This is a genomic window from Nostoc paludosum FACHB-159 (assembly GCF_014698835.1).
Lineage (GTDB): Bacteria > Cyanobacteriota > Cyanobacteriia > Cyanobacteriales > Nostocaceae > Nostoc > Nostoc paludosum.
Genome location: NZ_JACJTU010000009.1, coordinates 108,657 through 123,093 on the forward strand (window position 1 = coordinate 108,657; position 14,437 = coordinate 123,093).

The 14,437-nt window shown below is 40.4% G+C and carries 17 protein-coding genes; 13 read left to right on the forward strand and 4 right to left on the reverse strand.

The features are described 5' to 3' along the window. Positions 1 to 459 (reverse strand): YbhB/YbcL family Raf kinase inhibitor-like protein, encoded by a 459-nt coding sequence (locus H6H03_RS11560; protein ID WP_242057830.1) that lies wholly within the window; start codon positions 457 to 459, stop codon positions 1 to 3. A gap of 441 nt (positions 460 to 900) precedes the next feature. Between H6H03_RS11560 and H6H03_RS11565 the strand changes: the two genes are divergently transcribed. Further along, entirely contained in the window at positions 901 to 1,230 is a 330-nt protein-coding gene (locus tag H6H03_RS11565) for a KGG domain-containing protein (protein WP_190955270.1), read from the forward strand. A 238-nt stretch (positions 1,231 to 1,468) separates the two neighbouring features. On the opposite strand, the gene H6H03_RS11570 is transcribed toward H6H03_RS11565, so the two are convergent. Both H6H03_RS11570 and sufR read right to left on the reverse strand, forming a co-directional pair. Next, a complete protein-coding gene (locus H6H03_RS11570) occupies positions 1,469 to 1,729 on the reverse strand; it encodes a hypothetical protein (protein ID WP_190955271.1) in 261 nt (86 codons plus the stop codon). Positions 1,730 to 1,835: 106 nt separating this feature from the next. Beyond that, positions 1,836 to 2,516, reverse strand: a complete 681-nt coding sequence (sufR, locus tag H6H03_RS11575) for an iron-sulfur cluster biosynthesis transcriptional regulator SufR (protein WP_190955272.1) — start codon at positions 2,514 to 2,516, stop codon at positions 1,836 to 1,838. Positions 2,517 to 2,756: 240 nt separating this feature from the next. Here sufR and sufB point away from each other — a divergent pair, with 240 nt between their 5' ends. From sufB to H6H03_RS11620, 9 genes are all read left to right on the forward strand, one after another. Further along, a complete protein-coding gene (gene sufB / locus H6H03_RS11580) occupies positions 2,757 to 4,196 on the forward strand; it encodes a Fe-S cluster assembly protein SufB (RefSeq protein ID WP_190955273.1) in 1,440 nt (479 codons plus the stop codon). 96 nt (positions 4,197 to 4,292) lie between these two features. After that, a complete protein-coding gene (gene sufC / locus H6H03_RS11585) occupies positions 4,293 to 5,093 on the forward strand; it encodes a Fe-S cluster assembly ATPase SufC (protein ID WP_190955274.1) in 801 nt (266 codons plus the stop codon). A gap of 43 nt (positions 5,094 to 5,136) precedes the next feature. Further along, positions 5,137 to 6,504: a Fe-S cluster assembly protein SufD gene (sufD, locus tag H6H03_RS11590; RefSeq protein ID WP_190955275.1), complete on the forward strand. Its 1,368-nt coding sequence runs from the start codon at positions 5,137 to 5,139 to the stop codon at positions 6,502 to 6,504. A gap of 181 nt (positions 6,505 to 6,685) precedes the next feature. Further along, positions 6,686 to 7,948 carry a cysteine desulfurase gene (locus H6H03_RS11595; protein ID WP_190955276.1) on the forward strand — a complete coding sequence of 421 codons (1,263 nt, stop codon included), beginning with the start codon at positions 6,686 to 6,688 and terminating at the stop codon, positions 7,946 to 7,948. A gap of 116 nt (positions 7,949 to 8,064) precedes the next feature. Continuing rightward, entirely contained in the window at positions 8,065 to 8,277 is a 213-nt protein-coding gene (locus H6H03_RS11600) for a hypothetical protein (RefSeq protein WP_242057831.1), read from the forward strand. Between the two features lie 26 nt (positions 8,278 to 8,303). Then, positions 8,304 to 8,936: a Uma2 family endonuclease gene (locus tag H6H03_RS11605; protein ID WP_190955277.1), complete on the forward strand. Its 633-nt coding sequence runs from the start codon at positions 8,304 to 8,306 to the stop codon at positions 8,934 to 8,936. Positions 8,937 to 8,987: 51 nt separating this feature from the next. Further along, a complete protein-coding gene (locus H6H03_RS11610; RefSeq protein WP_190955278.1) occupies positions 8,988 to 9,620 on the forward strand; it encodes a Uma2 family endonuclease in 633 nt (210 codons plus the stop codon). A gap of 113 nt (positions 9,621 to 9,733) precedes the next feature. Next, on the forward strand, positions 9,734 to 9,955 hold the full coding sequence (locus H6H03_RS11615; protein ID WP_190955279.1) for an addiction module protein: 222 nt from the start codon (positions 9,734 to 9,736) through the stop codon (positions 9,953 to 9,955). Then, positions 9,952 to 10,251 carry a type II toxin-antitoxin system RelE/ParE family toxin gene (locus tag H6H03_RS11620; protein ID WP_190955280.1) on the forward strand — a complete coding sequence of 100 codons (300 nt, stop codon included), beginning with the start codon at positions 9,952 to 9,954 and terminating at the stop codon, positions 10,249 to 10,251. Before H6H03_RS11615 ends, H6H03_RS11620 begins: the two co-directional genes overlap by 4 nt. Before the next feature lie 104 nt (positions 10,252 to 10,355). On the opposite strand, the gene H6H03_RS11625 is transcribed toward H6H03_RS11620, so the two are convergent. Further along, complete coding sequence (locus H6H03_RS11625; protein ID WP_190955382.1) at positions 10,356 to 11,054, reverse strand: Uma2 family endonuclease; 699 nt, start codon at positions 11,052 to 11,054, stop codon at positions 10,356 to 10,358. Between the two features lie 220 nt (positions 11,055 to 11,274). On the opposite strand from H6H03_RS11625, the gene H6H03_RS11630 reads away from it, so the two are divergent. From H6H03_RS11630 to H6H03_RS11640, 3 genes are all read left to right on the forward strand, one after another. Further along, positions 11,275 to 12,852: a type II CAAX endopeptidase family protein gene (locus H6H03_RS11630; protein WP_190955281.1), complete on the forward strand. Its 1,578-nt coding sequence runs from the start codon at positions 11,275 to 11,277 to the stop codon at positions 12,850 to 12,852. A gap of 728 nt (positions 12,853 to 13,580) precedes the next feature. Continuing rightward, a complete protein-coding gene (locus tag H6H03_RS11635; protein WP_096534455.1) occupies positions 13,581 to 13,856 on the forward strand; it encodes a TM2 domain-containing protein in 276 nt (91 codons plus the stop codon). A 232-nt stretch (positions 13,857 to 14,088) separates the two neighbouring features. Continuing rightward, a complete protein-coding gene (locus H6H03_RS11640) occupies positions 14,089 to 14,241 on the forward strand; it encodes a hypothetical protein (protein ID WP_190955282.1) in 153 nt (50 codons plus the stop codon). Positions 14,242 to 14,437 lie beyond the last annotated feature (196 nt).

The following is a 14,437-nucleotide window of genomic DNA, read 5'->3' on the forward strand; positions in this document are numbered from 1 at the left end:
CTAAGACTGGCGTTTGTATCGCCCAATTAATTCTGAGGTTGCCAAAATATGACCTTCCATTGCTGCTAAAATTTGGTTTTTTGTAGCCCCTGCCGGCAAATCTAAACTTTTATCTAAAGCATAAAGTTTAAAAAAGTAGCGATGAATACCACTTGGTGGACACGGGCCACCATAACCAAAGTTGCCAAAATCATTTTTGCCCTGTACTCCACCATTGGGTAGAGTTTTTACCGTTGGAGTATGCTCTGGTAGTTGGTGAATTGTATTTGGAATATCGTAAATAACCCAATGGACAAATGTTCGTCCAGGTGCATCAGGATCGTCAACAATCAATGCTATACTTTGCGTTCCTATTGGGATTTCATGCCAAAGGAGGGGTGGAGAGATATCTTTTCCATCACAAGTGTATTTAGCAGGAATTAATTCATTAGGGTTAAAAGCACTGCTTTCCAATTTCATAGTTTTCACATCCTTTTTTGATTGATTACTATTGCTGGAATTGATTAGGGTATTAGAGTTATCTCCATAATTACAGCTAACTAAAAATAATCCTATCAACACGAATATAAAGATATATTTAAATATAAAAACTTGCATTTTAGCAGACATAAATCATTCTTAATGTAGAAGTTTTTTAAATTAATATATATAGAAAATATACGGTTAATAATTAACAGTATTTAACTCTAAAATGACTAGTAAGTTTAATACTAACTAACGACTTTAGTTGTACGCCAAAAGTTGAATAAAACTTTATTTTTTTATTTCTTAAGGTTCATGAATATAGCTGATTTCAGTAGCTAAATTGAGAAGGTCAATAATTGATGTAATGGAAAACCGATTTCAGGTTTTAATTGGCTGAAAAAACAAAAGCTTTAATTAGTTACAAGGAGTATTATCATGTCAGATACAAGCAAACGTGGTTTTGCTTCGATGGATGAAGACAAGCAACGTGAAATAGCCAGCAAGGGCGGACAGGCTGCCCATGAGAAGGGTACTGCTCATGAGTTTACATCTGAAGAAGCTCGTGAAGCTGGACACAAAGGTGGCGAAGCTGTAAGTCAGGATAGAGAACACATGGCTGAAATCGGCCGTGAAGGTGGCAAGAGTTCCCACAAAGGCAATCGTAATCAAGATAATGAAGATTCCAATACTGAACAAAAGGGAACCCAAGGAGGTACATCAGAACAACACTCTAAAGCAGGACGCCAGAGTCACAAGAATAAATAGATAAGCTGTCGCGCATTTAATTTGCAGATATTTTTGTGTTGACTGCTAAGAGTTAACAGTTAACCGTTAGCAGTCAACAGTGTGAATAATTGTGCAATTTAAAAGTGTAATAGCTTAGAGCGATCGCTAACTTGAATCCTATCTATTAATATGCCGCTTATAAAAAACATAAATTTTTTTATAAGCGGCATATTGTGTATATTTAGTTTTCACTGATACTAAAATTTATTACCACAGTTCACCACTTCAAATATGAAGCTTCAATTCCCTGCTCGCGGCGGATTTTGCCATCTTTTTCAAACCAGGCAATTACTTGTTGTGTTGTCAAGTCTTCAATAGCAACACCGTACTCTTGGGCAATATATTTTAAAAGTTTAAGTGATGAAATTGTTAATCTTGTTAAAAACTTTTCTGGGGAAGACAACAAAGCTGCGTCTACTTTTTCTGACTCTTCCAACGTTAAAAATTGGGTTGATGGTTGCTGTGGTGCTACGTCCATAAAATGCTATCTAAAATTTAATTGATTGGGCATTGGGCATGGGAAGGCAGAGGGGCAGGGGAGCAGGGGAAGAAAAAACTAATGACCAATGACTAATTACTAATGACTAATTACAAGCTTGCACCAAATAACCACAACGGTGTTCGCCGTTGATAATCCAGTGGGTGCGTTCTACAGTACAATCTGGTAAAACCGCAGCAAACATTTGTAATTCATGACCGCAAATTGTGGGGAAAGATTCAGCAACGTTGGAAATGGCGCAGTTATGTTCTAATAATATGAAACTTTCGCCTCTAGAGGAGTCAGGCACATCAACTGAGTGATACTCAGCCATGAAGCCTTCAGCTTTTCTCAACTCTACTAGGTTGGCTACACGTTCTTTTAGGGAACCGTTACCCACGCGATCGCGGTATTCTTTTGCTTTACGCTCCCACTGCTTTTGTAAAATCGATTTAAATTGGTCGTATCCGACGGTTTCAGCTAAAGTATCGAGCAACGAAACCGCAAAATTACCGCTAGCATCACCAAACTTATCGCTCATTGTCCGATGTAAGCGATCGCGTCCTTGACGACTCAGTTGATAAACATGCTGCGGCCGCCCCATTCCAGCTTGTTCTGAGATCGAAAACAAAACTAGCTCCTCCGTCTCCAAATCTTTGAGGTGACGGCGAATCGCTTGCTTGCTTACTTCCAAAACTTCAGCTAACTCAATAGCCGTTGCTTTTTCGTGCTTGTGCAGGTACTCTAGGATTTCTTGCTTGGTTGAGGACTGGTTGATAGTCGCCATCTTCTGATGTCAGACGCTGCGGGAACGTCCCAAAAATTTCTCTGAAAATTTGACTTTGACAACATTGTTGTTGTTAATTTAGCGTAAAATGGAGATACATAAAACAACAACTATGTTGCTTTAGTCCCCACACCCATTCTAGCAGCCGTGTAACCATTCCGTAACGCCAGATGGGAGTTGCCAAAAGATCTTGTCTCCCATCCTTAAAGAGATTGAACTGAACACGAGAGATTATTACCGATGAGTGCCACTGTCAAAACCTTAGTCAACCAACCTTACAAATACGGCTTTGTCACCGACATTGAGACGGATACTATCCCTCGTGGACTAGACGAGGACGTTATCCGCTTAATTTCAGCGAAGAAAAACGAGCCAGAGTTCATGTTGGACTTTCGCCTCAAGGCTTATCGCCAGTGGCAAAAAATGACAGAACCAACTTGGCCTAATGTCAAGTATCCGCCAATTAATTATCAAGATATTATTTATTACTCAGCACCAAAACGCAAGAAAGAAAAACTCAACAGCTTGGAAGAAGTAGATCCAACGCTGCTGGAAACCTTTGAAAAGCTGGGTATTTCTTTATCCGAACAAAAGCGACTGGCTAACGTAGCTGTAGATGCGATTTTTGATAGCGTTTCTGTTGCCACTACATTTAAAGAAAAGCTAGCCAAAGACGGCGTGATTTTCTGCTCGATTTCCGAAGCGTTGCAGGAACACCCAGAACTCGTAAAAAAATACCTGGGTAGCGTCGTCCCCGTAGCTGACAACTATTTTGCGGCCCTCAACTCTGCCGTATTTAGCGATGGTTCCTTCGTCTACATTCCTAAAGGCGTCAAATGTCCGATGGAACTGTCTACCTACTTCCGCATCAACTCTGGAGATACGGGACAATTTGAGCGGACTTTGATTGTCGCCGAAGAAGGTAGCTACGTTTCCTACCTCGAAGGTTGCACCGCGCCAATGTATGACAGCAACCAACTGCACGCGGCTGTGGTGGAACTCGTCGCTTTAGACAACGCCGAAATTAAATATTCCACCGTGCAAAACTGGTACGCTGGAGATGCTAACGGTAAAGGCGGTATTTACAACTTTGTCACCAAGCGCGGTTTGTGTCAGGGCGTAAATTCCAAGATTTCCTGGACTCAAGTAGAAACAGGTTCGGCAATTACTTGGAAGTATCCTAGCTGCGTGTTGGTGGGTGATAACTCTGTGGGTGAATTCTACTCGGTGGCGCTGACAAATAACATGCAGCAAGCCGATACGGGTACAAAGATGATTCACGTTGGTAAAAATACCCGCAGTACAATTATTTCTAAGGGAATCTCCGCAGGTCAATCCAGTAACAGTTACCGGGGTTTGGTGAAAATAAACCCGACTGCTAAAGGGGCGAGAAACTATTCTCAGTGCGACTCAATGCTGATTGGGGATAACGCCCACGCCAATACTTTCCCCTATATTCAGGTGCAAAATAATACTGCAAAAGTAGAACATGAAGCTTCTACTTCCAAGATTGGGGAAGATCAGCTATTTTACTTCGCTCAACGGGGTATTTCTTCAGAAGATGCTATATCCATGATGATTAGCGGCTTCTGTAAGGATGTTTTCAATCAGCTACCGATGGAATTTGCTGTGGAAGCTGATAAGTTGTTGAGTTTGAAGTTGGAAGGCAGTGTTGGATAGATGGAAGCAGGGATGGACACGGATTTAGTGTTCATCTCTGGAAGAATAACGAACCGCAGAGGCGCAGAGAGCGCAGAGAAGGAGAAGGGAGAGAAGATGATTATTGAAAATAGTGAAGTTGTGCTGTCGGTACGGGATCTGACGGCTAATGTTGATGGGACACCGATTTTAAAGGGTGTGAACCTGGAGGTGCGATCGGGTGAAATTCATGCGATCATGGGGCCGAATGGTTCTGGTAAGAGTACCTTTTCTAAGGTGTTGGCTGGACATCCGGCGTATGAGGTGACTGGCGGCGAAGTGATTTTCCAAGGACAAAATCTGCTGGAGTTGGAACCAGAGGAACGCGCCAGAAGTGGTGTATTTTTGGCTTTCCAATATCCGTTAGAAATTCCTGGTGTGAGCAATTTGGATTTCTTGCGGGTGGCGTACAATTCCCGGCTCAAAGCACAGGGTTTAGAAGAAATAGACGCGTTTGATTTTGACGATTTAATTGAGGAAAAGCTGGAAGTGGTAAAAATGAATGCCGCTTTCCTCAATAGAAGTTTGAATGAAGGATTTTCTGGTGGTGAGAAAAAGCGGAATGAAATTCTGCAAATGGCGCTATTAGAACCGAAGTTGGCAATTTTGGATGAGACTGATTCGGGTTTAGATATTGATGCGCTGAGAATTGTGGCCAATGGCGTAAATCAACTGGCAACTCCAGAAAATTCCACGATTTTAATTACCCACTACCAACGCTTACTCGATTATATAGTGCCAGATTTTGTTCATGTCATGGCAAACGGGCGGATTCTCACCAGTGGCGGGAAAGAGTTGGCACTAGAATTGGAGTCTCGCGGTTATGACTGGGTGCTGGCAGAATTCGCAGCTGTTTCAATCCCTCATAGGGATTTTTAATTCTAGCGCCGCTTAACATTCTAAATGATTTTACGAGTATCTGATGAGTATTCAAGTTTCTCCTAGTCCAATTCCTAACTCGGATGCAGTAAGTTTGACAGCGACTCTGTTGGATAAAGATGCGTATTTAATTGGCTTGTTAAATCAAGTAACCGCATCAAAAACCGCAGGGTGGTTGCAAGCTTTACGTGAAAGCGCCGCTAATGTGGTACGCCACTCTACTATTCCCAACACCCGCGAAGAAGAATGGCGATTTACAGATTTATCTGCTCTGCGACAAGTGCAATTTAATGTAGAGACGTTAGATGTAACGTCTCTAGCGGAGATTTTGCCAGAAGCAGCTAACAGTCGTTTGGTTTTTGTCAATGGCCTTTACGCGCCGGAATTATCCGCAGTCAAAGATTTACCGCCTGGAGTAGTGGTGAGTAATTTGGCTGGGTTATCTGTAGCTGAACAGGAAGCTGTACAACAGTATTTAGCTCAAGCTGAGGGAGCGCAGGAAGTTTTTACGGCTCTCAATACTGCTGGAATCACTGATGCAGCGGTGGTTTGGGTGAAGAAAAATGTGGTAGTTGAGACGCCAATTCATTTGGTGTTTGTTGCGGTTACGGGTGAGAGTGCGACGATTTCACAGCCGCGTTGTTTGGTGGTGGCGGAAGGTGGTTCGCAGGTGACTTTGGTGGAGGAGTATACGAACCGCAGAGGCGCAGAGGACACAGAGAAGGAGAGATTTACGAATGCGGTAACGGAAGTGTGGCTTGGTGAAAATGCCGAGGTGAGTCACACTAGAGTTGAGCGAGAAACTGGAGAGGCCTTTCATATTGGGAAAACTGCGATCGCTCAGTCCCGTGATAGCCGATATACTTGTCATGCGATAACTTTCGGTGGCAAATTATCGCGCCACAATTTGGAAGTTTTGCAAACTGGCGAACAAACCCAAACTACTCTCAATGGGTTGACGATGATTTCTGGCAAACAGTTAGCGGATACTCACAGTGCGATCGCTCTGAATTATCCTTATGGTACAAGCAAACAGTTACATAAGTGTATTGTCGGCGATCGCGCTCATGCAGTGTTTAATGGTAAAGTTTTTGTGCCCAAGCCGGCGCAGCTCACAGATGCAGCTCAGTTAAATCGGAATTTGCTGCTATCATCAAAAGCCAGAGTCGATACGAAACCGCAATTAGAAATTACTGCGGATAACGTCAAATGCGCTCACGGCGCCACCGTCAGTCAATTGGAGGATGATGAAATCTTCTACCTCCAAAGCCGGGGAATTGATGAAAACGATGCGCGTAAATTGTTAATTAACGCCTTTGCTGCTGAAATTATCAACCAAATACCCGTTCCCTCTCTCAGGGAAATATTACTAAACACAGTCAATAGTCTCAAGTCTCTAACTAACGACTGAATAATTCGTAATTCGTAATTCGTAATTCGTAATTGATTGTACAAGTCCCTCAATTTATTGATGGAGATAAACAACATAATTCTTAATTAATTTTTGCTTCCCCGACTTTAGTCGTGGAGTAATAATTACGAATTACGAATTACGAATTACGAATTCTTTTGATTAATTACTAAATCTACCAATGACTTTCACCACTACTAAAACCCTTGCTGATAAAGTTCGTGCTGACTTCCCGATTTTGCATCAGGAAGTCAATGAGAAAACCCTAGTTTATCTCGATAATGCTGCAACATCCCAAAAGCCTTTACTCGTATTAAATACCCTGCGGAATTATTACGAGCAATATAATGCCAATGTGCATCGTGGTGCCCATACTCTCAGTGCTAAGGCTACCGATGCTTATGAAGCTGCGCGAGACAAAGTTGCTAAATTTATTAACGCTGCATCGCGTCAAGAAATTGTCTACACCCGCAACGCTAGTGAGGCGATTAATTTAGTCGCTTACAGTTGGGGAATGAATAATTTACAGCCGGGAGATGAGATTATTCTCTCAGTGATGGAACACCACAGTAATATTGTGCCGTGGCAATTGGTGGCACAAAAAACTGGCGCGGTGTTGAAATTTGTTGAACTGACACCAGAACAAACTTTTGATTTAGAGCAGTTTAAAAAGCTGATTTCTGATAAAACAAAACTGGTGTCAGTAGTACATATTTCTAATGCTTTGGGTTGTATTAATCCAGTGCAAGAAATTGCTAGTATTGCTCACAGATACGGTGCGAAATTCTTAGTCGATGCTTGTCAAAGTGTTCCTCACTTTCCGGTTGATGTCCAAAAAATAGATTGTGATTGGTTGGTTGCTTCCGGCCATAAAATGTGCGCTCCAACTGGCATTGGATTTTTATATGGCAAGTTGGAATTATTAGAATCAATGCCACCATTTTTTGGCGGTGGTGAAATGATTGCAGAGGTGTATTTAGACCACTCAACTTATGCAGAATTACCGCATAAATTTGAAGCTGGTACGCCTGCAATTGGGGAAGCGATCGCTCTAGGTGCTGCTGTAGATTATCTTAGTAATATCGGCATGGATAAAATCCACGCCTACGAAGCTGAATTAACCGCTTACTTGTTCCAACAATTAGAGCAAATTCCCCAAATTAAACTTTACGGCCCCAAGCCAAACGCTCAAGGTGAAGGTAGAGCCGCCTTAGCTACATTTACAGCCGAAGGAGTCCACGCCAACGACTTATCTACATTATTAGATCAAGAAGGCGTTGCCATTCGTTCTGGACACCATTGCACTCAACCATTACACCGCTACTTAGGAATTCCTGCAAGCGCACGGGCCAGTTTATCGTTCTACAACACCCGTGAAGAAATTGATATTTTCATCAAAGCACTAAAGGAAACCCTAGACTTTTTTGCTGAATTCTCTAGTTAAAAGTAGACAATGTTTAGATACTGATTGTGTCAATTATTAAGTAATAATATTTGGCACAATTTCACTACCTGGATTATTTACAGGAGTAGCTAAAATGTCTTACACTGACTTTACTCTTGACAAAATTAGAAAAAGCTTCGGTTGCAGAGATGTTAGCAGCTAAATTGTTTAATGAACGTGAAGGAAATAACATTAAAACAATTTATGGTACTGTCACCACTGGAACCACTTGGAAATTTTTAAAGCTGATTGGGCAAGTAGTTGAAATTGATTTAGGTGAACATTATATTAGTGACATAGGTAAAATTTTAGGAATTTTATCTATCTAATATTCTGACAGAAGAAGTATTTTAGTATGCTTGTCGAGTCACTGCCTGCTGAACAAAGAACAGTGCTATATAACATTAGCTGGGAAACCTTTGAAGCCTTACTGAGAGATACGGGTGAGGATAGAGGTTCTCGCTTTGCCTATGACTGCGGCACTTTAGAAATTATGACACCACTTTTTGAACATGAAAACCCTAAAATTCAGTTTGACAGATTGATATTCGCGTTAGCAGTGGAATTAAAAATTAAAATTAGAAGTGCTGGTTCTACAACATTAAAACGTCAACCAATAAGCAAAGGAATAGAACCCGATAGTTGCTATTATATTCAAAATGAACCAACAATTAGAGGTAAACAAAAATTAGATTTAAGAACAGACCCACCACCTGATTTGGCAGTCGAAATTGATATTACTAGTAGTTCTGTTAATAAATTTAATATTTATGCGGCTTTAGGTGTAGGAGAATTGTGGAGATATGACGGTGAAGTTGTGAAATTTTATCAGTTAGTAGAAAGTCAGTATATTGAGATTAATTTTAGTAATGCTTTTCCTTTAGTTTCTGTTAGCGATATGAATAGATTTATCCAGCAAAGTAAAACTATGGATGAAGTAGATTTAGTGGAATCTTTCCGCGCTTGGGTACAAGGTAAATTAGAGTAAAATATACATTATTCACAATTCTAATTAATAGCTTATTATTTCCGAGAAGATATGCTTGTCCAATCAACACCTGCTGAACAAAGAACAGTCCTATACAACATTAGCTGGGAAACCTTTGAAGCCTTGCTTCAAGAGACAGGCGAGGATAGAGGTTCTCGGTTTGCTTATGACTGTGGCACTTTAGAAATTATGACACCACTGTTTGAGCATGAAAACCCTAAAAGCAATTTTGGTAATTTCATCATTGCTTTAGCTGAAGAATTAGATATTGAAGTCAGAAGTGCTGGTTCAACAACATTGAAACGAAGAATTGCAAAGAAGGGAATAGAACCAGATACTTGTTATTATATCCAGAATGAAGCAGCTATTAGAGGTAAGGAAAAACTAAATTTAGAAACAGATCCGCCACCTGATTTAGCAATTGAGATTGACATCACTAGCAGTTCAGTTAATAAATTTGATATTTACGCAGCATTAGGTGTAAATGAACTCTGGAGATATAACGGACAAGATTTGAAATTTTATCAGTTGGTAGAAGGGCAATATGTTGAGTGTGAGTCTAGTATTGCCTTTCCTATAGTTTCAGTTAGTGAGATAAGTAGATTTATTGCTCAGAGTAAAACAAGTGGGGAAATTGCTTTGCTTAAATCATTTCGCACTTGGGTGCAAAAGCGGATAGGTTAGTTCGTCGCTGATTTATCTTGCCGGTAAACTTGAGGCTTTATTTTATTGGGAATAATATAAGTAATTTATAATTTAAAATAAGACTACATTGAGCAACTAAATTAACAAAGAATATGCACCCAATATTAAAAGTAGATATTTCTGAACTCAGTGTATCAGAACGCATACAACTTGCCGAAGATTTATGGGACAGTATTCTTGCTACACCAGATGAAGTTCCTCTAAACGATGAGCAAAAACAAGAATTAGATAGACGTTTGGAAATGCATCGCCAAGACCCAAACCGAGGTTCAAGCTGGCAATCAGTCAAGCAAAGACTAGGTTTATCTGAATGAGCTATCAGTTAATAATTAGTCCAGAAGCAGAATTAGATATTCAAGATGCTTTTGAATGGTACGAGCAACGCGATTCTGGATTAGGTTCAGAATTTGTACGTGCGGTTGATAGCTGTTTAGCTTTAATCGGTCGTAAGCCTTTAGCTTATCCTGTGGTGTATCGGCAAGCACGACGAGCATTAATACGTAGGTTTCCCTATGGTGTTATTTATGTTGTAGAAGAAAATGTCATCACTGTAATTGCTTGCTACCACGTCAAACGTAATCCTAAACAATGGCAAAACAGAAATATTTGAACGCTTGTATTATCTTACGTTCAATTACTTTAAATATTCATAATTCGCGTTATAGAATTAGTTATTAATAAGAGTATAAACAGAGCGATCGCCCCCTCACCAAATCAACTCAAAGTATCTGGATTTATCCCCAACCTTCGCAATTCTTCTGCCAATCTTTGAGCGCGTTGTTCGGCAGTAGTAGCACGTTGTTCTGCAACAATAGCCCGTTCTTCTGGTGTCAAATATCTGACTTTTTGCGCGTCATACCAATACAACCAATCTCGCGTAATTCCTTGATAAGTTCCGCGTTCGTAGCCAATTGCTAAATTTATTTCTGGTAACCAAACTGGATTTCCAGGTTGCAATACATATTCGCCATTTACAAAACGGTAAACCTCTAAAGGCGGTTTTCTCCGGCGTTGGGGATTGTAGACAACATAATACAAAATCTCCATCTCAGCATAAAGTTTCTTTTTGCTGGTGTATTCTCCACGCCGTCTGTGAGAAACAACTTCTAATGCCATAATTGGCATCGCCTTTTCTTCCCACAACACATAACTTAAACGCAAGTTATCATCAAAAACTCGCTCGACTCCTAAGCTTAAAAACCCATCTGGGACAATTGGAGGTAGTTCGGGATCGTAATAAATCCCCATATCAACGCCAAAAAACCAATCCATGCGGTTTGTCCACAGGCAAGCTAAGATGGCTTCTAGCAAGCCGGGAATCAAGTGTTGTAGTTGATTATCGACAGGTTCATCGTCAGAATCGGGCAAATCCTCGGCAGAAGGTAAGCAGTGCAATGGGTTGTAATTTAACATAGCGGGTGCGTAGGCGTAGCCCGTCGTAGACATCGCAGACTCATAATATTGATAATATCTATCCACCTCTGACTTTTTCTTGCGATAATTCCCAAGGGGACGTAAAGAGAAGGGACGCGGGGATGAGGGAGATGAGAAGATGGAGAGTGTGGAAAGAATAACTCTTAACTCCTAACTCCTAACTCCTAACTCAGCACTGAGTACGGTAAAAGAGGTATAGATGACACTCAAGCGGTTGATTTTAGTTTTCATTATGACGCCAATGGCAGTTCTGTTGGCAGTTTTGTCTTTATTCGGTAGTTGGCAAGAACCTCAGTTTCAAAGCCGCTTAGAACTGTACCAAACTAATATCGCTCTACAAGCCCAAGCTTGGCGATCGCAAAATAGCAGCGATGACAACCTCCAGACGATTCGAGGCGCGATACTTGGCGAGCAACCCCTAGAAAGCGCTACAAAGCAGTATCAAGAAGCGCGTCAATCTGTTCAAACTAATTTGGAAAAAGTTAACAACAAACTTGCACAGTTGCGCTCTCAATCTGAAATAACTCCCACACCTCCTAAGCCTTTACCGGATGTTTCTCCTACTACTAAAACTTCTCAAATAGGACAGCAGCAACAGTTACAGAAGTCCTTTAGGGAATTACAAAAATTACTAGCTGAATTAGACTTGCGACTGGGAATTTTACAAGCACAGCAAGGACAAACGGATGCAGCCCTCAAAACTTGGAGCGAATTACAAAAGCGCTCAGATATCAATCCAGAATTTGGGAAAACTGCTGCTGTATTGAGTGGGTTGTGGAGCAATCCTCCCCGGCTGCTCCCCGATGCTCAACAACCGATTCAAAAGAATTTAGAAGGTTGGTTTCGCTCTACTGCTTTGGTTCAGCTATATCAACTCCAGCAGCGAGAAGAAGCTCTAGCGGAAGTTAAAGCGGCACAACAAGAAGCTGCTACTAGTGCAGTGTTGAAGTTAGCACTTATTGGTACTATTCCGACTTTGGCGGCATTAATTGGTCTAATACTGCTGATTTTCTTGTTTGCTCAACGCTTACTCAAAGGAAAAACCTCTTTATTAGCTCAAAATGCTGATTTAGCTTGGTCAACGCCTTGGGATGTGGAAACGGTTTTGCAGGTTTTTGTCGTCGGCTTTTTCTTCATGGGACAACTTTTTGTACCCGCACTACTATCGCTGCTCCCCATCCCGCGTCCGGTGACTGATGTGCGACTCCAAGCTTTTTCAGTTTTAGTTAGTTACGTACTGGTAGCATCAGGAGCTTTGTTAGTACTGTATTTGTCTATTAAACGCTTTTTTCCATTACCAGAACTCTGGTTTCGCTTCCGTTTTCAAGATAAGTGGTTTTTGTGGGGATTGGGGGGCTATTGCGCTGCTTTACCTATAGTTGTAGTAGTATCTTTAATTAATCAACAACTTTGGCAAGGACAAGGTGGTAGCAATCCACTGTTGCAATTAGCCCTCGAAAGCCAAGATACTGTAGCGCTTGGCATATTTTTCTTTACAGCGGCGATCGCGGCTCCATTTTTTGAAGAACTTCTATTTCGCGGCTTTTTGTTACCCTCTCTCACTGGCTATTTACCCGTGTGGGCATCAATTATTATCAGTAGTCTGTTGTTTGCCATCGCTCACCTGAGCCTATCAGAAATTCTCCCACTCACAGCATTGGGCATTGTATTGGGCGTAGTCTACACGCGATCGCGCAATCTCCTCGCTCCCATACTCCTCCACAGCCTCTGGAATAGTGGTACATTATTAAGTCTTTTTGTACTTGGCAGCAATTAATACTAGCAATGTACGGTTGCTAAAAATGGAAATATCTGATTTTATCTCCATAGATAGCAACAATTTACTGGTTATAATTGGTTGTAAGGATAAATACTCGCTAAAAGCCAAACAAAGGCAAAAGCAAATTAAATAATGTTCTGGATATAGACAACAAACTATCGAGCTAAGCATTTATTCTCATAGGGTAATTTTAGCCATTTTCGAGATTTTAATTGGCTTACACAGTTATTTGTGTCTGTAATTAATTGGATTGCAAATCTTGTTTGCACTTGTGCAAGTAGTGATTGATAACTAAACAGGAGTTACAATCTTGCATTTGTACTAGCCACACAACCAATACTTGTGATTGCTGCGATCGTAAAAAAATCCGGAAATAATACTGATGGATTTGTAAAAAGTGGTGTGCATAGCAGTTATTTCTGATAATTAGGGTTAATTCCCATCGAGAATAAATGCCTTGCCAGAAAATCTGCACAATTGCCGCACCAGGGTTTGTAATCAAATCCACCAAAAGCTCTCAAGGAACTACAAATTTTTAAGACATTTGATGTCCGATCTTGCCAAGGTCTTTTCTAGACTAGAAGCACGATGATTGTGGTTTCTATCCTGGCGCTTATTCATACTTAAAAACTTAAAAATATATTTGTTTAGCAAATATATTTACTTACTTTTATTACAATAAAGACTTTATTTTTATACTTCACTAATTAAGGAGCAGCACTAATATGGCAAATCTCAATCCCAGTCATCCTACCAAACAACTTCTAGCTGGTTACTGTGGCATTATCTTGGGAGGATTTGGCGTTCATAAGTTTATTCTCGGATATGCCCCAGAAGGCTTTATCATGTTGGTGATTTCCGTAGTGGGCGGTTCTTTCACCTACGGCGTTGCCTTATTGATTATGCAACTTGTAGGCTTAATTGAAGGCATGATCTACTTGAATAAATCTCCTGAAGAATTTGTCAACACCTACTTTGTGAATAAACAAGGTTGGTTCTAGAAAGTTATTTTTCACACTGGGGTTACTGTGTGAAGTTATATAAACTGTCGCCCATTTAACGCAGCAAATATTTCTGTCTTGGCTGTTGAAGGTTAACTGTTAACCTTCAACAGTCAATAGCATGAAGGTTGAAATTTGACAATTTATTACTGTGAGAGATATGCAGATGGCAAGTAAGAATAACTACATTAGAATCTAGGATGTCATTTACAGTTGAGGAGTATCCCTCATAGTGTCTAATATTAACCAAGGAAATTTGGGTCAAGCGGTAGCAGAAAATTTATTCGGCCCGCTTTTATTTGCCAGTTTTGGGATTGTGGCAGTTCATATTACTGTGGAACTACTCACAAAACGCCGGATTATGGCATTTTATGTCATCTATTAAAACAAAGAAAGTTACAAATTATTTATAGGGCTATTTTTAGTTTTGACTTACTATATTATCCGCTTGTATAAGTTATCACAGGCTGGAGAAATGTATTTTTCTTTTATTAACTCACCTTTGGGCAAACTTCTTTTTTGAATAACTAGTAATTTAAGTTATTGCGTATTTTGTCAAGGATATTTAGATATAACTAAAT